The organism is Anabaena sp. CCY 9402-a, assembly GCF_963920945.1.
Classification (GTDB): Bacteria; Cyanobacteriota; Cyanobacteriia; order Cyanobacteriales; family Nostocaceae; genus Trichormus; species Trichormus minutissimus.
On the sequence record NZ_CAWUDL010000029.1, the window covers coordinates 30,845 to 54,508 of the forward strand.

A 23,664-nucleotide genomic window follows, 5' to 3' on the forward strand; every position below is an offset into this window, starting at 1 on the left:
ATGATCACACTCTCCTCTGACACACAGAAAATTACAACAATTAGAATCCTAGTTGTGGAAGATGAATATATCTTGGCCATCAACCTACAAGAAACTTTAGAATCCCTAGGTTACAGCGTTGTTGATATTGCCGATACTGCCGAATTAGCAATTGCCAAAGCTACTGAGTTACGACCAAATTTAGTTTTGATGGATATCCGACTGCGCGGCGAAAATGACGGTATCCAAGCAGCAGAACAAATCTGGAATACTCTCCAAATTCCTGTTATCTATGTCACTGGACACTCTGACAAAAGCACTGTAGAACGAGCTTCGCTCACATTTCCCTTTGGCTATATCTTGAAACCCGTTAGAGACCAAGAACTCTATGTTGCCATACAAACAGCACTCAATCGCTATGAACACGAACAATTTTTGAGTTCTGTGCTGCGAGGAATGGGGGACGGAGTGATTGTTGTTGATGCTCAGTTACACATCAAATACATGAATCAAGTTGCTGAAGAACTTACAGGATGGCAACTAAATCAAGCCAAAGACCAAATAGTAACTGAAATCTTACAGTTAATTAACGAAAAAACGCTACAACCTGTTCAAAATCCCATGTCCTCTGCCATCCAACAAACCAGCACTGTCTATCTAGGCAGTAATATCCTATTAAGCACTAAAAATGGCAGATTAATTCCCATTGCAGATAGTGCTACTTGCTTGCAAGATCACAGTGGCGTGATTACAGGTGCTGTCATGGTGTTCCGAGATGACACCCAAAGAAGACTAGCAGAAGAACGTAATATTAAAGCCGAGCGTTCCCGCCAGCTAGAATTGCAAATGGCAGAAATGCAAAGAATCAACCAGTTGAAAGAGGATTTTTTGGCTACTACTTCCCATGAAATGCGATCGCCATTATCGAATATCAAAATGGCTATCAGTACACTTAAAGATATTCTCAATCAACAGAATATTTTCAAAGTCTTTGCCCCTGCTGCCTTTGAGTCTACATTCCATTACCTCAATATCCTATATCATGAATGCGAACGAGAATTAAATTTAGTAGATGATTTGCTGAGTATGCGAATCATGGATGCAGAGTCTTATCCATTAGAATTAACTTTGATTCAAGTCCAAGAATGGCTACCGCAACTAGTTGAAAGTTTTCAAGATATTACCCAAAATCAAAAACAGATTTTAAAAGTAACTGTTCCGCCAGACTTACCACCTTTAGTTTCTGATTTAGGTCTTCTGACTCGCATCATATCAGAGTTACTGACTAATGCTTGTAAGTACACTCCTGCTTTTGGTCATATCACAGTAACCGTTCATTTTACCCAAAACCCGCAAAATATCAGCAATCAGGATAATCCTGTAGATGGTGACGAGTTTCATCTATTACCCTCCTTGCAAATTACAGTTAACAATTCTGGAGTAGACATTTCCACACAAGAGCAATCTCATATTTTTGAACCTTTCTATCAAATTTCTCAAAATACAACAAAAGACCAGTTATCAATTTTTGATACATCTTACCAAATTCCTCAAGATAATTCCTGGCAAGATAGTGGTACAGGCTTGGGGTTAGCATTGGTTAAAAAGTTAGTGGAATATCTCCAAGGCACAATTGAAGTTATGAGTGGTAATGGTTTGACAAGTTTTATGATTGAATTGCCTTTACGATTTTCAAAATCAAAGTGCTTTGATATACAAGTTTGAGGACTTGAGAGAACATTTTATCTATCTAATGGCAGAATTGCAGTTAAGGCAATAAATATTAAATAAATAACTATTCCGATCACCTGACGAACTGGAATTTTAAATCTACCCGTTACTATCTAGCAACGGGAGATTTTTTTATCAATATAAATCATTATTTTAGTAGGTTGGGTTGAAGCTTTGCAAAACCCAACATATACTTGCAACTGTTGGGTTACTCTCCCAGTAGGCTTGCGCCTACGCCTAATCCATCATTGTCGCCTTGTGATAAATGGTCAAGGATTACAGTACATACATTGAGCAGGATTGGCAAATTCTTGACCATGAGGAAATAAATTTTCTTGTCTAAAACCACATTTTTTACACTGATATATGGCTGTATGGATTAATGTAGTTGGCGTATGGCAAACTTCACAGGGTAATCCGGGAATGCGTTCAGTAATTTCAAATCCTGGTGTTTGGCATTTAGGGCAACAACTATTGATTTTCTGTAGTAAATTACGGGTAGCTTTTTCTATGTTTTTCATGCGGGTTGGATTGTAAATTGCCCGCATATCTGTCTCAAGATTTATTTGGTTGTTATGTGCATTTTCTAAAGCAAAGTTCACAGTTTTGAGGAATTTTTCTTCTGTGTTAATCCCTTTGATAATTTCACTATAACGATTTGCAGAAACTTCAAACCAGAGACAAATGCCATGTTCAGGGAAGCCTATTTTGTCAGCAAATTCATAGGCTTCTGCTAAACTTTTAACAACCTGATGATTAAAGTTAGTTTCTGTAGAAACTTCCTCACCAATAATTTCTAAATTATTAGCTTTATCCAAGAAAATAACGATTTCTAAATTAGCATAAATGTAAGGTATTATCGGATGAGGATTAAAACTACCTTCGCTAGCGATCGCTAAATTTTCTCCAGTGATTTCTAAAGCTTTTTGGGCTTTTAACTTAGCGGCGGCGATTTGCGTACCTGGGCGTTTAATTTCTCTGGTAAATGTGCCGAAAATATCTGTATTGAAACCCTGGGGTACTATAGCCCTAATTCCTAATTCCTGTTCTAATAGGGGAGCAATCACTTTTTCTTTGTGGTGCATTGTTGCTATGACAGCCACGCGATCGCTAAATAATTCCTGATATTTCATATAAGAGTTACCTGAGATATCGCAACTATTTTCTGATAGTTCTTAATTTAGGATATCTCAGGCAATCCAGTCTAACTTTGTTCTTGAGGAACTTGTCCTATTTGGGCTGTCAGTTTTTCTTTATCCAGCCTGCGTTTTCTCGCGTACAGTTGAATTGTCACCGCCATCAAAATAATCAGTGCAAAAATCAACCAAGCTGTAAGGTCGGTGGGTAGATTATTCTTAAACACAGCCAGCATCACTATCACCACTAGCATGACTGTAGGTGCTTCATTCAAAGCCCGTAATTGCTGACCACTCCAGCGACATTCATCGGCGGCTAACTTCTTCATTAAGCGACCGCAGTAATGATGATAACCCAACAGCAAAACCACAAACAGCAACTTGAAGTGTAACCAACCCTCTTTTAAAACTTCCGGTTCTGTACTTAATAAACCAATAGCCATTGCTACCGTCACCAACATTCCTGGGGTAGTGATGATGTGATAGAGGCGTTTTTCCATAATTTGATACTGATTTTTCAGTATCGTCCGTGCTGGTTCTGGTTCTTGGTTGGCTTCTACATGATAGATAAATAGACGTACCAGGTAGAACAACCCCGCAAACCAAACCACAATCCCAATAATATGAAATGCTTTAAACCAGGAATAAGCCATGAATTGCAACCTGCCTTTGTGAATCTCTTCTCTCAATAATTGCCAGTCCTATCATTATCAGGTTACGGCAAAACATGATTCCACATTGCAGATATGTGAAGAAGTGTAACTTGGTGATAGGTGACAGGTGATAGGTGATAGGTAACAACTGGAGTTTAGACATTCTCGCCTCAATCCCCTGACAAAGAAGAAAAAAGTTTGCTGATAACTACTTGACTCTCCAGTTGACTGGAGGATTAAAGATGAAGTTAGTTGTCAGCATCCCTTGTTAATGGGGTTACTAATTATGGATAATGCCACATTAAAACTGCGCGGTATGAGTTGCGCGGCTTGTGCCAAAAATATTGAAGATGCTATTCTTGCCGTTCCTGGGGTTGAGGAATGTAGCGTTAACTTTGGGGTAGAACAGGCAACAATCAAATATGATGCCAAAACTACGGATTTACAAACTATTCAAGGTGCAGTGAGTGCAGCCGGTTACTCTGCTTACCCATTGCAGGAACAAACCCTGATGACAGGGGAAGATGATGAGGACAAGAGACATCGCCAGCGAGAGTCCCGCGATTTACAGCAGAAGCTAATAGTGGGAGGAATCATTAGTATTGTGCTGCTAATTGGTTCACTACCAATGATGACAAGTTTACACCTACCTTTTATTCCTACATGGCTGCATAACCCTTGGCTGCAATTCATCTTAACTACACCTGTACAGTTCTGGTGTGGTCAAAAATTCTATCTCAACGCCTGGAAAGCTTTCAAACGTCATAACGCCACAATGGATACATTGATAGCTTTAGGTACAAGTGCAGCATATTTTTATTCCCTCTTTGCTACGATATTTCCTAGCTTTTTCATCAGTCAGGGGTTGATGGCAGATGTATATTATGAAACTGCTGTGATTGTCATCACCTTAATTTTGTTAGGACGATTATTTGAACATCGTGCTAAAAGTCAAACCTCAGAAGCCATCCGCAAGCTAATTGGATTACAAGCTAAAACAGCGCGGTTGATTCGCAATGGAAAAGAAATAGATGTGCCAATTGCCCAAGTGCAGATTAGTGACGTGGTGCTAGTCCGTCCTGGGGAAAAGATTCCTGTGGATGGGGAAGTAATTAACGGTGCATCTACAGTTGATGAAGCGATGGTGACAGGGGAAAGTTTACCTGTGAAAAAGCAGCCAGGGGATGAGGTAATTGGCGCGACTATCAATAAAACTGGAAGTTTCCAATTTCGAGCTACACGGGTAGGTAAGGATACCGTACTGGCGCAGATTGTGCAGTTAGTGCAGCAAGCACAAGGTTCAAAAGCTCCTATTCAAAGACTAGCAGACCAAGTTACAGGTTGGTTTGTGCCGGCAGTGATTGCGATCGCTATTCTTACCTTTATAATTTGGTTTAACAGCACGGGTAATATCACCCTGGCGTTGATGACCACCGTCGGGGTGTTAATTATCGCTTGTCCCTGTGCTTTGGGTTTAGCCACACCAACATCTGTGATGGTGGGTACAGGTAAAGGTGCAGAAAACGGTATTTTAATTAAAGGTGCTGAAAGTTTAGAACTGGCACACAAAATTCAAACCATTGTTTTAGACAAAACAGGCACAATTACCCAAGGAAAACCCACCGTTACTGATTTTTTGACAGTTAACGGCACAGCTAACAGCAACGAAATCAAGCTATTGCAACTAGCCGCAGCGGTAGAACGCAATTCCGAACACCCGCTAGCAGAAGCCGTAGTAAGATACGCCCAATCTCAGGAAGTCGAATTAGCAGAAGTCAGGGATTTTGCAGCAGTTGCAGGGAGTGGTGTGCAAGGTATTGTGAGTGAAAATCTTGTCCAAATTGGTACACAACGCTGGATGGAAGAATTGGGAATTAACACCCAAGCTTTGCAACAAGATAAAGAACGTTTGGAATACTTAGGCAAAACAGCCGTTTGGCTAGCAGTAGACGGAGAAATTCAAGCATTGATGGGAATTGCTGATGCTATTAAACCTACTTCTGTTCAAGCGGTGAAAGCGTTACAAAAACTCGGCTTAGAAGTCATAATGCTAACAGGCGACAACCGCCGCACAGCTGAAAGCATCGCCCGTGAAGTTGGTATCAAGCGCGTGTTAGCAGAAGTCCGCCCTGAGCAAAAGGCAGAGGTGATTAAGTCTCTGCAAATGGAGAAGCAGGGGAGAAGGGGAGCAGGGGGAGCAGGGGGCAGGGGGCAGGGGGAGCAGGGGAAGCAGGGGGAGAAAAATACAATGCCCACTCACAACTCACAACCGGCTAAACGCCGCGCTACCGCTAACACAACTCAGCACTCAGCACTCAGCACTCAGCACTCAGCACTCAGCACTCAGCACTCAGCACTCAATTGTGGCAATGGTTGGTGATGGGATAAATGACGCGCCAGCTTTGGCTCAAGCTGATGTGGGCATTGCAATTGGGACTGGTACAGATGTTGCGATCGCTGCTAGTGACATTACTCTAATCTCTGGTGATTTGCAAGGTATTGTCACAGCTATTCAACTCAGCCGCGCCACAATACACAACATTCGACAAAACCTATTTTTCGCCTTCATTTACAACGTTGCGGGCATTCCTATTGCGGCTGGTATTCTCTTTCCTATCTTCGGGTGGTTACTTAACCCTATTATTGCCGGTGCAGCAATGGCATTTAGTTCGGTGTCAGTAGTCACTAATGCCCTACGTCTGCGTAAATTTCAGCCTAAAGCAATTCTATAGGAGCAAGACTAAAATGTTGAATAGAAAAATAATTCTTGCCAGTTTAGTAACTTGGGGATTGATGTTTAGTTTAGCTAACAATCAAGCCCTCGCAGAAATAAATCATAACCATGAAGTGTCAACAACTCAATTCCGCCAGATTGAACAATCACTACCAATCAAAGCTGCTGTGACAATCGGTGGACTTGGGTTAATTGGGTTGGAATTATGGTGGTTTATTTTGAGTAAACCTAAGTCCTAAAAACTTTATAATTAAGATAAATGCTGATATCAAGGGTCACAGTATTATGTTAGTCCAAGAAGAATCAAAACTGATTGGTTTAGTCGCCAAGGAAAGTAGCGTTCCGATTAAAACTATTCGTTACTATGAAGAACTTGGTTTACTCAAATCATCAGGCAGAACTGAGGGTGGGTTTAGATTATTTAATCCTGATGTTTTAGCTCGTTTACACTTTATTAAACGCGCTCAAAGTTTGGGTTTGACATTATCAGAAATTAAAGAGTTTTTGCAAGTTCATGATGCTGGAGAATTGCCTTGTGAACATATAAAAACTAAGTTAGAAGATAAAGTAAAAGACATTGATGAACAAATTCGACAATTACTAATTCTCAAACAAGAGTTAGAAGGACTACTTTCAGGTTGGGAAATCAAACCTGATAATGCTCACACTACAATTTGCCCCATTCTTGAAAAAGATTGAGCCTATTTCTGGGTTTTGATATCTAGTATTGTGTCCAATAGTGATTGGTATACTTGGTTTTGAGCGCGTAAATTAGCAATTTCCTGCGCCATGTCTAGAACCATTGCTGCTCCTACTAAATTCAGTCCTAAATCATGGCGTAGGCGTTGGATTTGAGCAATGCGAGTAATATCACGCCGACTGAGCATAACTCCTATGGGTTCAATTAATCCTAACTGGGCAAAACTTTCTACTAAAGTGGTAGATGTTTCCGTGACTGTTGCAGCATATTCAAAAGAGTAAAGCTGTTCTCCCTCTTGTGAGACAACTACTTGAGACAGGCTAAACTCTGTCATAATCTTACCTCCTGCAATTGGGCGCGGGGGTCAAAACTGGTATTGGCTTGAATAGTTTCGTAGGCTTCCCGTTCAATGGGGCTAATATCCTTGGGAGGAACAATTTGTAATTTTACTATCAAGTCGGTTCTTCGGCCTTGGGGCTGTCTCCAACCTTGACCACGTAATCTGAGAGATTGCCCAGAACGCACTCCTGGCGGTATTTTCATTGTGACACTGCCATCAGGAGTAGGTACTTGAATTTGTGCGCCTAATACAGCTTCATCAGGACGAATGGGGATTTCACAAAGGATATTATCGTCTGCAAATTTGAAAAAGGGATGCGGTAAAACTTCAATAGTCAAGTACAAGTCTCCCCGTTGCTGGGAAAATGGACTAGGATGACCTTTGCCTTGAATGCGAATCCGGCTACCTGGTTTAGCACCTGGTGGGATTCGGACGTTAATAACTTCATTATCTAATTGCAGCCGCTTTTGTACACCGTGAAAGGCTTCTGAGAAATTAAGAGCGATCGCAGCTTCTGTATCCGCAGGCGGACTTGTAAATCCAGTTGGTTCACCTGTGGGGGTACGGTAAGTATAGGTTCTACCTCTAGTTCTACCTGCACCACCAAAGCGACCTAATAAGTCATTAATAAAGGAATCAAAATCACCATATTGGTCAAAATCAAAGCCTTCCACGCCCACACCCGCGTCTCTAGGTGGAGGTGCAGCACCTTGGCTGGCTTGATGCCAATATTGTCCAAATTGGTCATACTTTTTCCGCTTCTCAGGGTCAGAAAGTACCTCATTGGCTTCATTGATTTCTTTAAAGCGTGTTTCAGCCTGCTGATCTCCAGGATTTAAGTCAGGGTGATACTTACGGGCAAGTTTGCGGTATGCTCGTTTAATTTCCTCTGGTGTAGCATTTTTGTCTACACCGATAATTGCGTAATAATCTTTAAAGTCTGTCGCCGTTGGCATATCTAATCAATTCAAAATCCAAAATCTAAAATCTAAAATTCTTCACAGTCTGCGTTGATAACTCCAATTACGTAATCGGAAAGAAAGAGCTAATAGTAATACTCCAAAGACAAGGGCATAAATACCAATAATCCAGACAATGGCTACTGCTCCAGCTAGCGGCCAAATCGCTAACAGTACACCAAAGAAGAATGAAGCAACTCCGGCTATTACTAGCAGCCATTCATTCTCAATTGCCCTTCGCAACTGAAAGGCGGCAATCATCTCAAAAATACCAGTGATAATTGCCCAAGCAGCAATAAGATAAAGCAACAATAAGAAAGTAATGCCCGGCCAGATAAAGGCTAAAATGCCTACAATGATCCCTACTGCACCTTCAACTAACATTAGCCAAGCATTAGTATCATCAAGACGGTCTTTAAATGCTGCGATCGCTAATAAAATTCCTCCCACCACCAAAAAGGCAGCAAAGAGCAATACTAAGGCCGTAATAGTAATTCCCGGCCAAAATAGTGCTATTAAACCAAAGAGAATAGCTAGTGTTCCCCGCAAAGCCAATGTCCACCAGTTCCTTGCTAGGCGGTTTCCCATTCTCATTGGATCAAAGTTATTTCTCATTGCTTCATAATTTATGTAGTTGGCAGAAATTATCTTTTCCCAATCCCTATCTAAAGAGCCGAAGGAAAAGTCTCTGGTGCTTCGCCCATTTCCCAGTAAGCAGTCCTGTCTAGGGGTTCGACTCCCCTAGTATCATCAATGTGAATCACCGCATCAAATTGATCCGGTAGACAAGCATAAAAATAGTGACTGATACGCTCGGTTTCGGGTTGGTAAATGACACCTATTGCTCTTTCTAATCTGGGTTCTCTAAGACTGGCAATAGCCGGATTTTCACCCCGCAGCAGGAGTAAAAATTGCGGTATTCCTGTTTGATGGAATAGGGCTTCATAACTGCCTGCTAAGGCGGAGCGTACTTGCTTAAGCTCCGTTGTTCCCCCCCAATCAGAAGCGGCTGTGACTGTACCTGTGTAGGTGCTAAAACCAATTAACACTGCATCTTGTCCGTAGCGATCGCGTACTAATTGACCCACATTCACTTCCCCCAATTTTCCCATGTCGGTGGCTCTTGCGTCTCCTAGGTGGGAATTATGTTCCCAAACAACGACTTTGCTGGGTGTTCCTCGTTGATCTAAATGGTCAACTAGCTGTTCTAGCATTTCTGCCATATGGCGATCGCGAATATTCCATGATGAAACTCGCCCACTAAACATTGAGCGATAGTAAGCTTCGGCATTTTTAACTAATCGAGCGTTCTGCATAGCAGAGAAAAACTCATCTGCTGCTAGTTGATGATCTTTATGGATGTACTCGGCAGATCGTTGTTGTAGTTCCAGTAGTTGGCTGACTACTTCTTGCTCACAGGATTTAGTTAATCCAAAACTGGTTGTATAACCATATTGCTGGCTATCTTCCCCAAAATGATCAAAGCAAGAATAACGGTAACGGGCGCGTTGGGCTGCTTGGGGATCTACTTGATCAAGGTAGTTGATTACTGCTTCCATCGAAGCATACATACTGTACAGGTCTAACCCATAGAAACCAATCTTAATCGCATTGTCTGGTAAATTGTCGTTGTATTCACGCAACCAATTGACAAAATTCAAAACATCTGTATTGCGCCACATCCAAGTAGGGAAGCGTTGGAAACCTGCAAGTGCTTCTGCTGGTGTGGGATCTTCACTTACGCCTTGAATATAGCGATTGACACGATAAGCATCAGGCCAGTCTGCTTCTATGGCGACGGCTGTAAAACCCTGCTCTTGAATTAGTCGTTTAGTAATTTCAATCCGTTGCTCATAAAATTCATGAGTTCCGTGGGAAGCTTCACCAATCAAGACAAAACGAGCATTCCCAATTAAATTAATCAATGGATCGTAGTCGGTGGCTGTACCTGTGATTTGGTATGCAGACTCACGCAATGCCTCAACTACGTTAGTTATAGTTGTGTCTACCATAGGATTTACAAAGAAGCACTGCTTTTTTAACCCTGTATCTTCTTTAAGCCAAGAATGATACAGTTTTGCGCTTCTGGGGATATATTCTTGGCCTGTTTAAACTCAGCGTAAATATTTCCCCCTCATCTTCCATCTAGCTATTGACGCATGAGGTTTGATGCCTTGATCTATCTGGGGGATGAACAGCTAAAATGCAAATTCTGCATCCTTAAAACAGCCAGAAACTTTGGGAAATATTGAAATGTCTAATCAGGTTTGGTTATCACAGTTGCAACAACAGCGATCGCTTGCAGTTATTCGCGCACCAAAGCTGGAATTAGGACTGGAAATGGCTTTGGCTGTAGCTGATGGGGGGATGAAACTGATTGAAATTACCTGGAATAGCGATCGCGCCGGCGAATTAATTACGCATCTACGCAGCAAATTACCCGAATGTACCATTGGGACGGGGACATTATTTAATGTACAGCAGTTGCAAGAGGCGATCGCCGTTGGGGCGCAATTTCTCTTCACGCCTCACGTTGATCCTGCGATGATTCAAGCCGCCGTAGCTCAAGACATACCAATTATCCCTGGCGCACTCACCCCGACAGAAATTATTATGGCGTGGTCTTATGGTGCTAGCTGTGTGAAAGTCTTTCCTGTGCAAGCGGTGGGAGGTGCTAGCTACATTAAGAGTTTGCAAGCCCCACTCGGTCATATTCCCTTAATTCCCACTGGGGGAGTCACCCTAGAAAATGCTCAAGAACTGATCCAAGCTGGTGCGGTTGCTGTTGGGTTGAGTGGGGAGTTATTTCCCAAACATTTAGTCATAGAAAGAAATTGGCAGGCGATCGCACAATTGGCTAGTGAGTTACTGCAAAATTTAGCTGAAGCCGGCTTAAGTCGCGGTTTCTGAGGAGTTCATTAGTGAGTTCTCAAAAGTTTGCACACTGTTTAAAAATATTTCGATAATGCTTCATATTGATTTAAGTACGTCGATTCTTCCAGATCCCCTTGATACATAAAATAATTCAGATATTTCAATAATTTTATGTATTTTTCTAATTGATAATAAACTCAGATTTATTATTAACATTCTAAGCACAAATATAATAGATAAAAATTAGCCAGATTTCAGATAAAAACTTTCTGAATACAAAAAATATATTGAAGTGATGTTTATTGATGCAACTATACTTTTTTAGTAAGTAAGTATTTATAAGTCATCTGACATATCTACTTCTATAGCATTACATATCAATGTTTGAATTTAAGTCTTATCTCCAGATTAAGATGTATAAGATCAATGTATAACGTTTGATTTTGCCACAAATGTTAAAAAAAATTGAGAGTATCTCTTGAATTTTGTATAATTTTAATCAAGAGAAATTTTCTATCACAGAAAAAACTCTAAGATTAAAGATGTTAATAAAACTTTAATTTGTTGATTTTATGATTAAGTTTTTGTCCTATGGTCAAGCGATCGCTACAAGCATCAATCAGTGGGATTCAAGAGGCTAAAAAAGCATTCGCTCGCAAGGGGTGGACACAAGAGAATCTAGCAGAAGAAGTCAACATCAAGACTAGACAACCAATTTGGCGGTTTTTCAGTGGTCGTCCGGTTGAGCGTCATACCTTTATGGAAATTTGTACGGTGTTGGAACTGAATTGGCGGGAGATTGCAACTAATCCCCCAGCAGAATTTGTTGAACGAGAAGAACTCACCCAGCCCCCTGTCCTGGATATTGAGACATTAGTGCAGCAAGTGCGATCGTCTCGCTTCGACAAAATTCAAGACCAGTGCGGTATTTTGCAGTTATTGGATATCAGCCGTCCTGTTGCGATCGATGACATATATATTGATGTGAATATTTTGGAGGAAATTGCCAGCTTTCAGTCGTTAGAAATTACTGATCTGCAAAACCTTGATCCCAAAGAATTTGACCGTTTTGGTTTAGGTGAGGTTGACCAAAAACATATACCCGGTATACGGGCAGTTGCAACATACTCCAAGCTCAGGGTACTTGGCAAACCAGGGGTAGGTAAAACCACCTTTTTGCAACATCTCGCTATTCAGTGTAACCAAGGCGCATTTGCAGAGAATCAAGTGCCAATCTTCATCACCCTGAAAAATTTTGCCCAAGAGTCTAAGTTGACTAACGAGTTCAACCTATTAAACTATATCCACCAAGAGTTTGTCTCATCTGGCATTACCGATCTCTCAATCATAGAAACCTTACTAAATGCCGGCAGAGTATTACTTTTGCTTGATGGGATGGATGAAGTTCTTCACCAACAAAGTAATGCTCTGTTAAGTGAAATTCGCAGATTTTCAGATAAGTATCACAAAAATCAGTTTGTAGCGACCTGTCGAACAGCAGCTCAAAGACTCAGACTCCGAGGCTTTACCGATGTTGAAATTGCCCCATTTACCTCAGAACAAATCCGAGCCTTCGCTCAAAAATGGTTTGTGGCTTTTACCAAGACTAACGCTCAAGATGGTCAATCCCAGTCCGTTGAGTTTATTCAGAAGCTGGACTTAGATGAAAACTGGCAATTTCGCCAACTTGTCGTCACACCCCTATTTCTGCATCTTGCCTGCTGGGTGTTTCACGGTCAAGAAAAATTTCCGACTAAGCGCACTGACTTTTATAAGCAAGGTCTAGACCTGCTGTTGGGTAAATGGGATGAAGCCAGAGGTGTTGAACGGGATGAAGTTTACCGGGGGTTTTTATTACCCCAAAAGCTCAAATTATTGAGTCAGATTGCAGCCGTGACATTTGAACAAGGTCAGTATTTTTTTGAGCAACGCATCGTTGAGCAATATATTGGTGACTACATTCAGAATCTGACAAACCTACCAATGGATGCAGAGGAACTGCAAATAGAAAGTGAAGCAGCACTGAAGGCCATTGAAGCCCAACATGGGCTACTTGCAGAACGGGCGCGGGGAATTTTCTCTTTTTCATATCTGGCGTTTCAAGAATACTTCACAGCGAGAAAAATCGTTGCTAGCCATAACCTAGAGGCATTAGAGCAAGCAATGGGAGGCCTAGTCAGTCACATCACTGACCCGCACTGGCGCGAAATTTTCTTGTTGACAGCTACCATGCTGCGGAGTGCAGACTCTTTGGTGCAGTTGATGAAGCAACAGATTGATGCACTAGTTGCCCAAGACCCTTATCTACAAGAGTTTTTGACCTGGGCTAGCCAAAAATCCCGTACTATTCCCGCCCAACCAAAAGATGCGACAATTCGAGCATTTTACCTGGGCTTGAGTCAGAATCCTCGCGTAGCTCCTCACTTTGCTTTAGCCAGCAGCCTTGATCAAGGGATGTTTCTCGATGCAGCATTAGATAACCTCCTAGTGGAGTGTGCAATTGATAAGAGTCAGGACTTTGCCCACATCCACGTCTGTGGCGATGCTCTCTCGAACATTCTGGGTATTGTTCTAGATATTGGACTCTATAAATCCCTGCAACAACTCTCAGACCAATTACCAAATTCTCGTCAAAATCAAGAACGGTTTCGGCTATGGTGTCAAACGAGTTACTCAGCCTGGGCTGAACAGTTAAAAATGACGGTCATGAACTATCGCAATATTAATCACCAGTGGGAGTTTAGCCTTGAGCAACAGCAAGTGCTGCAACGCTACTACGATGCCAATCAGCTACTACTCGATTGTCTGCATAGCAATTGTGAAGTGACGGCTGCTATTAGGCAGGAAATTGAAGCCACATTATTATTGCCTCAGAAGGAACTTGAGGATAGGGAATGGCAATAGCTCTCTTGCTTAACTCCTCAAAGATGTTTGTATGGCAAAAATAATTTTTTAACTACATTTTATTTCGTAATTAATCAACTCATTCACGAAATGAAACAGTCCCAATTTATAGTACAAAGGATAGAATATTTCATCTGCACCTGATGGTAAACTTTCCACTTAGTTTAAACCGTAGCTTTATTTGCGACGTATCGTCATAGAAATGGAGAAAAAGACTGGATGATTTGGTATTTATAACTATTGTATATCAGTTTTTGTTGTTATCAATCAATTCATGCACCAAATCAAACAACACAAAATTTTACTATGGAAACAGAACATTCCATCTGCACCATTTTCAGTTATTTTCCCCTGCTGTTGATGCAAATACCCAATTATTCATCCTCCTTGTAATTACAGTTGTTTCAACCCCATTGTGTGCTTAAATACTAATCGCAGGTTTTGTTATGAATTTAACGATTGCTGGTACTTCTGAGGTTGAGATCCTCAAAGGTGTGCAAATACTAGTTGTAGATAACGATCTCGATAGTGGAGTGCTATATAGTATCTTTCTCGAAGATTTTGGTGCAAATGTCATAGCATCTGGTTCTATCAAAGAAGCTTTAGAAATTCTCAGTTGGTTTGTTCCCAACATGATAATTTGTGAAATTACTTTTTTAGGTGAAAGTATTTATACATTGCTTAACAAATTAAATGCTATGGAAGCAGACAATGGGAATCATATTCCAATTATTGTTACTTCAACGTGTACCAGAAGTAGTATCACCACAATTCCAGAGATAGAGTTTGAAAGATATTTACTGAAACCAATCGATCTTGATCAATTGATTTTAATCATTAATAACTTAGTATTGTCTAACGAAAATAATTCATCAGTTTCTGTGATAGAAAAACGATGTAGTAATTTGATGGCAGTTAAAGATGTCTTAGTGCTAGAAGCAGAGGTTGCATAAATACATAAAAATCATGAGGAATAGTAGCTATTTTCAGGGTGAGTTACGTTAAAGGCTAAGAGGATGTTAAAAAAGTCCCTGGTAGTTTAGCAAATACTTTTTTAACATCCTTTAATGCACTTTATTTTTTGTTCAAAAATCAAATATTAATCCTATATATATGCCCCAAAATTTTGAAATTGCAAATATTAGAAACGATATAAGAGACTTAGCTGTCTTGAAAGGATTTACAATCCTCGCAGTAGATAATGATCAAGATATCCTGGTATTAATTACTGATATTCTTGAAGCCTATGGTATTCAAGTGCTGACGGCATTATCAGCTATATCTGCCTTGGAGATGATTAAACAATTCCCCGTGGATCTTTTAATTAGCGATATTAATATGCCAGGAGAAGACGGCTATTGGTTAATACAGAAAGTCAGAACGCTTACGCCTCCTCAAAAAAGAGAAATTCCAGCGATCGCTTTTACTGGCAATGTCAAAGATAAGGTAGATCAGAAGGCTCGTGAGTCTGGGTTTCAAACTTATCTCCAAAAGCCTTCGACCGTGGATAAGTTAGTCACAGAAATAGCAAAATTGCTGCAACACTCTGGTAAAAGTAGTCCACTTTGACACTCACCGCCCTAAAAGTGCGGTGATTCTTGGGCTGAATTAACTACTCTAATGAAAGCTACTCTTGAGAAAAACCAATCTTTAGTTTTCATGTCACCCTGACTGCTGGGTTATCTACAGTAATTCCTGAACCTGGTTCTAGTTTTGAAGAAATAATTGTGGCGGCGAATCTGGCATTGTATCAAGCCAAGACAGACGGGCGCGATCGCTTTTTACCGCATATAGGATGAAAACAACAGTAAAAATATCTATGCCTAATGACTAAGACAGTAGGCGGAGGTTCATTCTATCCCTAGAAATATCAGACTTTCTCACCATTTTTCTGTATTTTTCTGGATGAAATTATTTCCCAACCACAGTTATATTTGATTTCTACAAAACCGGTTGAAATTTCGTTATTTGTCTGTTTCTACCATGAAAAGATTAAGTTCTCACGACTGGACACGCCACTTAAAACTATTTCTGGCTGGTGCAGCATTGTCATTAAGTACAATTAGCATCAGTTCGGGTACAGTTTGGGCTAGTTCAATTAACCCCAAAATTGCTGAAAGTATCCAAACCCTACAAAAATCAGAGGAACGCTGGATTCAGATTAATCTCTCAACGCAGAGATTAATCGCTTGGGAAGGAAAAAAACCAGTGTATGCGATCGTTATTTCCTCTGGTAAAAAAGCCACACCTACGCGCATAGGTACTTTTAAAATTCAATCCAAGCACAAGTCTACCCGTATGCGTGGTAGAACTTATGATGTTCCCAACGTTCCCCATGCCATGTTTTATCAAGGTAATTACGGAATTCATGGTGCTTATTGGCATAAAAGATTTGGTACACCAGTCAGCCACGGCTGTGTAAATCTCGCCCCCAATCATGCTAAATGGCTATTTAATTGGGCTTCTTTAGGTACACCAGTCGTTATTCATAAGTGAAGGGGTGATGAGACGCAATAAATTGCGTCTCATCAAATGGGTTTTGAGCTTATTGAAACTGTATTAGCCAATCAGCATAAATTTTTATATATAAGTTTAAAAATAATTCTTGAGTATATAAGTAGCTATCATGTATTCTTCATTAGCATCTAATTGTTCATAGCTTTGGGCTAATTGCCGAGAGGATATTTATACACTTATACAGTTATCTTACAACAGTATGATAATTGTATTAACGAGTGGAATCATCAATTAACCCTCTATGATATTTGGAAAGCTTGACCGACTATAAAAATATAGGGATTTTGCACAACTAGCGAACAATTTTAGCCGATTTAAAGTAATGCCTTTTACAGCATTCAAGACTGCTAATCATTTATTAGTAATTAAGAATGCGTAAATGAATAATAGGGGGAGATTGTGGATAAAAATCTAGTCAGCTTGATCAGTTTTATAGCTGCGATAGGTTTCAGTATTGGAGCAATCACCATAATTCAATCGATGAATGTACCTATTTTAATTACTCTTAGTGTTTCTATATTCACCAGTTTTGCTTTTATAATTTTTATTTTTATACATAGTTTAATATCTCATTTTAAATAATGAATGGCAAAAGTTAAGGTTATAGTCATGAACTTAGAAAGGCGATCGCTATAATTATTTACTATACTTAGGTGTAGCTAGTGTTAGGCGATCGCCTGGATTATTTGGGTGTAGAACTTAAACATTTAGCTGATTTTAATTATACCCCTATCAAAAACTCGATGATTAGTACCAATAGCACTAACCTCGATTCTATCGGGATACACTTCATAGGTAGCAAAGCTTAAATTACTAGTGGAATATTCCGTCCATTCTGAACGTCCTACAGGACGATTACCTGCACCTGCACCACAAATTAAGTAAGTTGTCCCATCTATAGCGCGGGTACGTTCGTAACTGTGTTCATGACCATTGATATACAATTGCACACCATATTTTTTAAACATGGGTGTGAAAGTTTTAATAAATGCTTGATTACTACCGTAGACACCAGATGAATAAATTGGGTGATGTCCAAATACCACTTTCCAAATAGCATTACTACTACTTAATTCTTTTTCTAACCAAATTAATTGATTTTGCCAATCAGCATTATTATTAGTATCTAAAGCAAAAAATTCCACGCGATCGCGGCGAACACTATAATATCTGCGTCCGTTCATATTAAAGCCAGGATATTTGACTTGTGGCTCACCGTTATCAGTGCGAATATCATGATTACCTAAGCAAGCTTGAAATTTCACACCTTGTTTGAGTAAATCTTGATAGGGACGCTCAAAAACAGCCTGAATTTTCTCAATTTCGCCGTTGTTGTAAATATTGTCTCCAGCTAAAACTACCAAATCATAAGGATTTCGCTGGTGATGAAGCGTCATCGCCTTAGCTACAGCATACTGTCCTTTTGCTCCAGTCCCAGTATCGGCTACAGATATAAACCGCAAGAGTAAGTCTTTTTTAATCGGGGTGGCGGCGGTTGCTACATCTATGAGTTTACTTTGGCCATTTTGACGAATCAATGTCCAACTTAAAACACCAGTCCCAAGGGTGCTGACACTACTTAACAATAAAAATTGTCGGCGGGTTAGTTTCATCACTTTCTAAATTCAATAATTGATAATTCGTTATTGTATTCTGTAAGCACAGCTTTACCACAGGGTATTACATAATGCAATTACTCATGATTTTGCTCGACGAAGTGATACATTAAGGCACAAGAGGCAGTAGCAGCAATCATGCTCACCATTCGTCTTTGATTCTCTGTTGTTGGTGAAAGTTCCATGTCAGAAGACAATTCCCCTGAACCCCAAGCTAATCAACCAGAACCGACAAATGAATCGAGAAATCAACCCCGCCAAAGGAGAGTCCAGCCTATTTGGAAGGGGACAATTATTCAATTTCTCAGGGGAGCGATCGCAGTTTTAGAAACCACCGTAGACAAACTAGAGACAGCACCGCCTCCAGATACTGAAGCAACACCGGGATTTTGGCGTTCTCTCCCATCTCAATGGAGTAGATTTTTACTTAGACAAGTTCGTCCTTTTTTACCATCAAATTTGTCTATCAAGTTGACGGATGACGCTTTGACAGGCATCATCGCTACCATCGCCGTAATTTTAGTGTGGACAACAGTAACTGTATTTACTAATAAACCCACAGAGATAGCCACAGTTCCTCCAGTGGAAGAAATTCCCACATCAACGCCAACGCCAACAATAACTACGCCACCGGAATCACCCGCACCAGCACCACAGCCACCAGAAGAAATTACACCACCGCCTGAACCAGAACCGACTCCCACACCAACGCCAACGCCAAAACTAGAGCTAACCCCAGAACAAAGATTAATTGCATCTATTGAAAATCAAGTCGCAGACATTAGCGATGCGATCGCCTCTGGCATCATAAAATCAATTCAAGCTAACTTCCGCACCAGTAGCCTGACTGTGAAAATCAATGATGATTGGTACACGCTCAAAGCATCTGAGCAAAATCAACTAGCAGCCGAGATATTACAACGTTCTCAAGAATTAGATTTTGCTCATTTAGAAATTATCGACTCTCAAGATAGGTTAGTAGCGCGTAACCCTGTTGTTGGTAGTGAGATGATTATTTTTCAACGCAGCATTTAGAAATATTGCCATTACTCACCACAGATTTATTTACGCTATGTTGTATTAGGAATAAAACCTCTAAGACTCTAATAGCCATAGAGGTTTTATTAACAACTAATAAACGTGTATCCTGTTAATACATTTAGCTACACGATAGGATAGATTGCAAAAGTAACCACTTAATAATTAGCCCTTATTAAGCGGTTACTTTTGCTTTACTCTTTTTAGCCAAGTTCTTTGTCAAGAAAGCACCGATTCCTAGAGCAACAAGTGCGCCTGCGTTTGCAGGTTCTGATACCGGTTGTCCTATATTTGTATTTCCACTAGTCAGAGTGAAGGAGAAGCTACCATCAATATCAGTAGCATTGATTTGATTTGCAGTTAAAACTCCTGCACTCATAAATTCACCAGTATTAGTGAATAATGTTCCTTGTAATTCGGGAAATGAGTATCCTACGATATTACCTAAAGCAGAAGCAGTAAAATTTCTACCAACAACCGGAAGATTATCAACCACGAAGGTTGAACCATCAACAAAACTAATGAATGGCGTGGGGATTGTAGCTGAGTAAGGTGTTAACGTTGTTCCGAAAGTGTTTAATCCTGCTTCTAAACTCTCTAAATTAATAGTAGATATTGAGTTAGCAACCAAACCAGAAAATCCACCACTAGCTGATACAGTTGTGAAAGGACTGACAAATGAAATAGTGTCATTCTCAGGCGATGGATCAGTAAGGTTACTTATAATAGCCTCACCAACAATATTGATTGTCCCAAATGTTGCAGCCTGAGCAGATGAGATGCTTGATGAAATAGCTAAAACAGAGCCTAAAGCTAATGTGCTAGTTGCTAATGCAACACCATGTCCTAAGTTATTTAAGTTTTTCATGTTTTTACTCTCTGAGTAGTTTTCGTGTATTTAATTTCAAAATCATCCTAAATTAAGTAAGTACAAACACCGCGAATTAACTACAGGTATCGCTAACATAAAAATCTTATGCAAAGAGAATAATTTACCTAACTAAGTTGCAAAAAACAAAGTTAAGTTTATGCCTATAGATGTAATGATGTACTTTACTTAACCAGCATCATTACATATAAACTTTATATTGTTATTGAGATTTTCATGAAGAAACTACTAAGTTTAAGTGAACTATTTTAGGGTTTTAATTGATACAAGATACTACAAATTTTCAACCTTTAGATAGATAGATAAACGAATCAAAATATATACATAATCTATTTAATTAGTCGTGATAACTTAAATAAGGATAATACTTGAATTGTCATAAATTCATATCTAGTAAGCTCTTAAAAATCGCTATAATACTTACAAGAAAGGACTTTAGAGTATTTTTTTTTATGTTGGTATGCAGATATTTACTATAAAAGCTAGTAAATTTAAAATCTTATTAACTGCTACCTACTATTTCTAGACATAATTTTTTCGTTCCAATAAAACACCTTTTCAGCTTTTCACATTTTCTCTTACCTTTGATAGATACAGCACTTTGCGGACGCTTAGGTACAAGAATTTAGTACATCACAAGGAAATGGGTATGAGGTAATTTTTGAAGATTATAAATTAACTAAAAAAAGTGATCGGTAATGATGAATATTAAAGATTTAGCTGATTCTATCCTCCAAAAGCAATCAGAATTGTCAGTAGATAGAGGTTTTTTAGTTGCTGTCAGTGGTATTGATAGTTCTGGCAAAGGTTATATTACTGAAAAATATTGAGTTGCCGCAGTATAACGCTCCGCTAGTATTTTTCTGTTTGCAAAATATAGCACTCACATTCTGGTAAATTATGTACCCAAAGAACTTGAGAACAATCAAATAAGGGAATTTCTACTAGCGACCATGTTCCACCCCGTAGGCGACGATACCAACAATATTTAGATAGGGTTAAATCTATTAATTCCATATAAATATACCATTTTAATGTGAGTTCGACGGAACTAAAAAAGTAATTATCGTGAACACAGACTAGGGGGGAAATAATTTTAACTAGCAGGTATTTAAGGACTTCCAGACATTAAATTATCCAAGTTTGAAAGTGAAAAAGATGATTCTGATTGTTTTTTCTCTACCCCCACTGCTCCCACAGCAATGGGACATTTTTTGGGTGCATCCACTTTTGAAATTGGAAGTTCCTTACACCAACTAAAAGCATATTACACTTTATCGGTCTTTTTAACGTAGTATAAGTATTGTACAGGTTTTCTGTCAATAGAAATCCTTTGGTATAGAGAAGTTTATTGAACTCACTTGACTTTTAGAACCTCACGCAGAGGCTTCCGGCGATGGCTTCGCCAACCAACGCCAAAGGTGAACTGAATTTTTCAAGACAGCCCCTATGAAGGAAGTTTCACAGCCAAGTATGAAAGTGGTCTTTTCCACACTCCCCAATGCCAGTTCGTTCTCCTGACAGAGACGCTATGCGAACAAGTCGGGAAACCCGCTAATGCGCCTAACTCTGCAACTTAGTAGCTCCTCCCTACTCCCCACTTACAAGTCAGAGGCGCAGAAGAGATAAGAGAGACAAGAAAAACACTAATGACTCAGCACTCTCATCGGCTGAGACGGTATCCAAACTGTAAAAATTGAGCCAATCCCTACCGTCGATTCTACTTCAATGCGACCTCGATGTAGTTCTACTAATTGTTTAGTTAAAGCTAAACCTAGTCCTGTCCCTTCATAACGGCGACGATATGGTGTATCCAGTTGATGAAATTTTTCAAACAATAGAGGTATTTGGTTTTCAGAAATGCCAATACCTGTATCTTCAATCTGAAAAATAGCAGTGTCATCTTCCACCCACAAACGCAAAGTTACGTTACCACCTTCAGGGGTAAATTTGATCGCATTAGTTAATAAATTCCAGAGGACTTGTTCTACTCGTCCTACATCAGCAGTGAAACGATCGCGGCTCGGATCAATTTGCAAATCAAGTTTTAGGCTAATTTGCTCAGTTTGAGCTTTATCTAACAATGATTCTATGGTGTTTTCGGCAATTTTGACTAAAGAAAACTCTGCAATATTTAATACTGCTTTACCAGCCTCAATTTGCGATAAATCGAGGATGTCGTTAATCATTTCCAAGAGATGTTCGCCGCTATCGTGGATTGTTTGTAAATAATCCCGTTGGCGTTGACTCAATTCACCCAAAGGCCAGCGTAATAATGTAGATGACATCCCAATTACGTAAGTCAGAGGCGTGAGCAGTTCATGGCTGATAGTTGCTAAAAATTCATTTCTGAGACGGCTAGCAACTTCCGCCGCGAGTAAAGCATCACGCAAAGCCATTGTGCGCTCAATGACTCTTTGTTCGAGAGTTTGTTTTTCTTGAGTGAGCGATCGCATTAATTCAGATTGATGAATGGCGATCGCTAATTGTTCAGCGATTGAAGTCAACAAACTTTTTTCGCTCTCAGGCCATTGATGGGGACTGTAACATTGATGAGCAATTAGCAAACCCCATAGTTTATCTTCAAACACAATTGGTGCTGCTAACTTGGCTCTGACTTGGCTTTGCCTTAAAAAATTCAATAAACACTCTTCGAGAGCGTAAGTTTTTTCAATATCGTCTACAACTAAAGTAAAACCTTGACGATATTTCTCCCAACATGAGGAAGTTATAGCAAAACAACTTTTTTCCTGGTAATGTAATATTGATGGAATCGTATCTGTCGCACGAGCTTCATAAACTATACAACCCCCATATTTTTGCAAGTCTGAAATTGAAGGGCGCAGGGAATTATGATTATTGACTCGTGAACTCTCAAATTTATATATTACTAATCTGTCTAATTGCAAAAACTCCCTTACTTGTGCAACTGCCGTCGTCATAATTACCGACAAATCTAGGCTTTTGCGAATTTGGGTTGTTACCTGATTCAGTAATCGCTCTTGGGAAATCTGTTTTTTTAAAGCATCTTCTACTGGTTGACAGCTATAAATTTCAGGCAACCTAGCAAGTGTAGGTGTTGCTAATTCCCCGTCTGGCTGTGGTAAGAGATATTCTAATAACAATAAAGAAAATTGACTTTGTAGTGTAGCATCATTAGGTTTGAGAATTTGGCGATAATGTTCCAGATGTTGGTAAGTGTCAGAATCACAACTAAACAAATCTCGTAATTTCGAGATAAAGGAGGCGATCGCCTCTGCATCAAATGTCAACCTAGTATAAAGTAATGAGTCTGTATAATTATCTCCTACCTGGTTTGAAGGAATAATTGTTTCCCACAACAGACTCTGTTGTTCTTGCTCACCTACCATCAGCGCACTAAATCGCTCAGAAACTACCAATGTAAATCTCTGCCTTTCCCACTCTACAGGTACACGAATCCTAGACAAAATGGTTTCTGTGAGTACCAAAGCAGCAGTTTCTACTGCATGAGCCATGTGCTGTAACAATTCCCCAAGTTGATTAAATACAACTAAAGGTAAATTTCGAGAAAAGCTCAAATCAGGAGAACTAAGCATTTTCAATGGTTTTCTA

Annotated in this window: 21 protein-coding genes and 1 pseudogene; 12 read left to right on the forward strand and 10 right to left on the reverse strand. The window is 39.7% G+C overall.

The genetic code is table 11. The features are described from left to right. Positions 1-1,704, forward strand: coding sequence for a response regulator (locus ACM0OR_RS12735; RefSeq protein ID WP_414576502.1), 1,704 nt, complete (start codon positions 1-3; stop codon positions 1,702-1,704). A 275-nt stretch (positions 1,705-1,979) separates the two neighbouring features. Here the strand turns inward: ACM0OR_RS12735 and ACM0OR_RS12740 are convergent, their stop codons facing one another. After that, on the reverse strand, positions 1,980-2,843 hold the full coding sequence (locus ACM0OR_RS12740; protein WP_414576504.1) for a DUF6671 family protein: 864 nt from the start codon (positions 2,841-2,843) through the stop codon (positions 1,980-1,982). 71 nt (positions 2,844-2,914) lie between these two features. After that, positions 2,915-3,499, reverse strand: a complete 585-nt coding sequence (gene hemJ, locus ACM0OR_RS12745) for a protoporphyrinogen oxidase HemJ (protein ID WP_414576506.1) — start codon at positions 3,497-3,499, stop codon at positions 2,915-2,917. Between the two features lie 286 nt (positions 3,500-3,785). Here hemJ and ACM0OR_RS12750 point away from each other — a divergent pair. The 3 genes and pseudogenes from ACM0OR_RS12750 to ACM0OR_RS12760 all read left to right on the forward strand — a co-directional run bounded on the left by ACM0OR_RS12750 (position 3,786) and on the right by ACM0OR_RS12760 (position 6,932). After that, positions 3,786-6,231: pseudogene (locus ACM0OR_RS12750) on the forward strand (heavy metal translocating P-type ATPase). A 13-nt stretch (positions 6,232-6,244) separates the two neighbouring features. Beyond that, positions 6,245-6,472, forward strand: a complete 228-nt coding sequence (locus ACM0OR_RS12755; protein WP_323268901.1) for a hypothetical protein — start codon at positions 6,245-6,247, stop codon at positions 6,470-6,472. A 46-nt stretch (positions 6,473-6,518) separates the two neighbouring features. Next, on the forward strand, positions 6,519-6,932 hold the full coding sequence (locus tag ACM0OR_RS12760; protein WP_414576508.1) for a heavy metal-responsive transcriptional regulator: 414 nt from the start codon (positions 6,519-6,521) through the stop codon (positions 6,930-6,932). Positions 6,933-6,934: 2 nt separating this feature from the next. On the opposite strand, the gene ACM0OR_RS12765 is transcribed toward ACM0OR_RS12760, so the two are convergent. From ACM0OR_RS12765 to ACM0OR_RS12780, 4 genes are read right to left on the reverse strand one after another with little or no spacing between them, the layout of a single operon-like run. Then, positions 6,935-7,267 (reverse strand): chaperone modulator CbpM, encoded by a 333-nt coding sequence (locus ACM0OR_RS12765; protein ID WP_414576510.1) that lies wholly within the window; start codon positions 7,265-7,267, stop codon positions 6,935-6,937. After that, entirely contained in the window at positions 7,264-8,229 is a 966-nt protein-coding gene (locus ACM0OR_RS12770) for a DnaJ C-terminal domain-containing protein (RefSeq protein WP_414576511.1), read from the reverse strand. Before ACM0OR_RS12770 ends, ACM0OR_RS12765 begins: the two co-directional genes overlap by 4 nt. A gap of 42 nt (positions 8,230-8,271) precedes the next feature. Then, a complete protein-coding gene (locus ACM0OR_RS12775; protein WP_414576513.1) occupies positions 8,272-8,847 on the reverse strand; it encodes an HdeD family acid-resistance protein in 576 nt (191 codons plus the stop codon). Between the two features lie 50 nt (positions 8,848-8,897). After that, the gene (locus ACM0OR_RS12780) at positions 8,898-10,244 is read right to left on the reverse strand and encodes an erythromycin esterase family protein (RefSeq protein ID WP_414576514.1); all 1,347 of its coding nucleotides are present in this window, start codon (positions 10,242-10,244) and stop codon (positions 8,898-8,900) included. Positions 10,245-10,485: 241 nt separating this feature from the next. On the opposite strand from ACM0OR_RS12780, the gene ACM0OR_RS12785 reads away from it, so the two are divergent. From ACM0OR_RS12785 to ACM0OR_RS12810, 6 genes are all read left to right on the forward strand, one after another. Further along, the gene (locus ACM0OR_RS12785; RefSeq protein WP_414576516.1) at positions 10,486-11,142 is read left to right on the forward strand and encodes a bifunctional 4-hydroxy-2-oxoglutarate aldolase/2-dehydro-3-deoxy-phosphogluconate aldolase; all 657 of its coding nucleotides are present in this window, start codon (positions 10,486-10,488) and stop codon (positions 11,140-11,142) included. A 555-nt stretch (positions 11,143-11,697) separates the two neighbouring features. Beyond that, the gene (locus ACM0OR_RS12790; protein ID WP_414576517.1) at positions 11,698-14,010 is read left to right on the forward strand and encodes an NACHT C-terminal helical domain 2-containing protein; all 2,313 of its coding nucleotides are present in this window, start codon (positions 11,698-11,700) and stop codon (positions 14,008-14,010) included. A 446-nt stretch (positions 14,011-14,456) separates the two neighbouring features. Continuing rightward, positions 14,457-14,963: a response regulator gene (locus tag ACM0OR_RS12795; protein ID WP_323266296.1), complete on the forward strand. Its 507-nt coding sequence runs from the start codon at positions 14,457-14,459 to the stop codon at positions 14,961-14,963. A gap of 160 nt (positions 14,964-15,123) precedes the next feature. Continuing rightward, complete coding sequence (locus ACM0OR_RS12800) at positions 15,124-15,579, forward strand: response regulator (protein ID WP_414576518.1); 456 nt, start codon at positions 15,124-15,126, stop codon at positions 15,577-15,579. A gap of 98 nt (positions 15,580-15,677) precedes the next feature. Continuing rightward, positions 15,678-15,809 (forward strand): hypothetical protein, encoded by a 132-nt coding sequence (locus tag ACM0OR_RS12805; protein ID WP_414576549.1) that lies wholly within the window; start codon positions 15,678-15,680, stop codon positions 15,807-15,809. 184 nt (positions 15,810-15,993) lie between these two features. Beyond that, positions 15,994-16,506: a L,D-transpeptidase gene (locus tag ACM0OR_RS12810; protein ID WP_323266298.1), complete on the forward strand. Its 513-nt coding sequence runs from the start codon at positions 15,994-15,996 to the stop codon at positions 16,504-16,506. A gap of 728 nt (positions 16,507-17,234) precedes the next feature. Here the strand turns inward: ACM0OR_RS12810 and ACM0OR_RS12815 are convergent. After that, positions 17,235-18,140, reverse strand: coding sequence for a metallophosphoesterase family protein (locus ACM0OR_RS12815; RefSeq protein ID WP_414576520.1), 906 nt, complete (start codon positions 18,138-18,140; stop codon positions 17,235-17,237). Positions 18,141-18,326: 186 nt separating this feature from the next. Here ACM0OR_RS12815 and ACM0OR_RS12820 point away from each other — a divergent pair, with 186 nt between their 5' ends. Further along, positions 18,327-19,178 carry a hypothetical protein gene (locus ACM0OR_RS12820; protein WP_414576522.1) on the forward strand — a complete coding sequence of 284 codons (852 nt, stop codon included), beginning with the start codon at positions 18,327-18,329 and terminating at the stop codon, positions 19,176-19,178. 178 nt (positions 19,179-19,356) lie between these two features. Here the strand turns inward: ACM0OR_RS12820 and ACM0OR_RS12825 are convergent, their stop codons facing one another. After that, a complete protein-coding gene (locus ACM0OR_RS12825; protein ID WP_414576524.1) occupies positions 19,357-20,049 on the reverse strand; it encodes a hypothetical protein in 693 nt (230 codons plus the stop codon). Between the two features lie 719 nt (positions 20,050-20,768). Here ACM0OR_RS12825 and ACM0OR_RS12830 point away from each other — a divergent pair. Next, entirely contained in the window at positions 20,769-20,900 is a 132-nt protein-coding gene (locus ACM0OR_RS12830; RefSeq protein WP_414576526.1) for a hypothetical protein, read from the forward strand. 22 nt (positions 20,901-20,922) lie between these two features. On the opposite strand, the gene ACM0OR_RS12835 is transcribed toward ACM0OR_RS12830, so the two are convergent. After that, a complete protein-coding gene (locus tag ACM0OR_RS12835) occupies positions 20,923-21,087 on the reverse strand; it encodes a hypothetical protein (RefSeq protein ID WP_414576528.1) in 165 nt (54 codons plus the stop codon). 629 nt (positions 21,088-21,716) lie between these two features. Then, the gene (locus ACM0OR_RS12840; protein WP_414576530.1) at positions 21,717-23,648 is read right to left on the reverse strand and encodes an ATP-binding protein; all 1,932 of its coding nucleotides are present in this window, start codon (positions 23,646-23,648) and stop codon (positions 21,717-21,719) included. Positions 23,649-23,664: the final 16 nt, after the last annotated feature.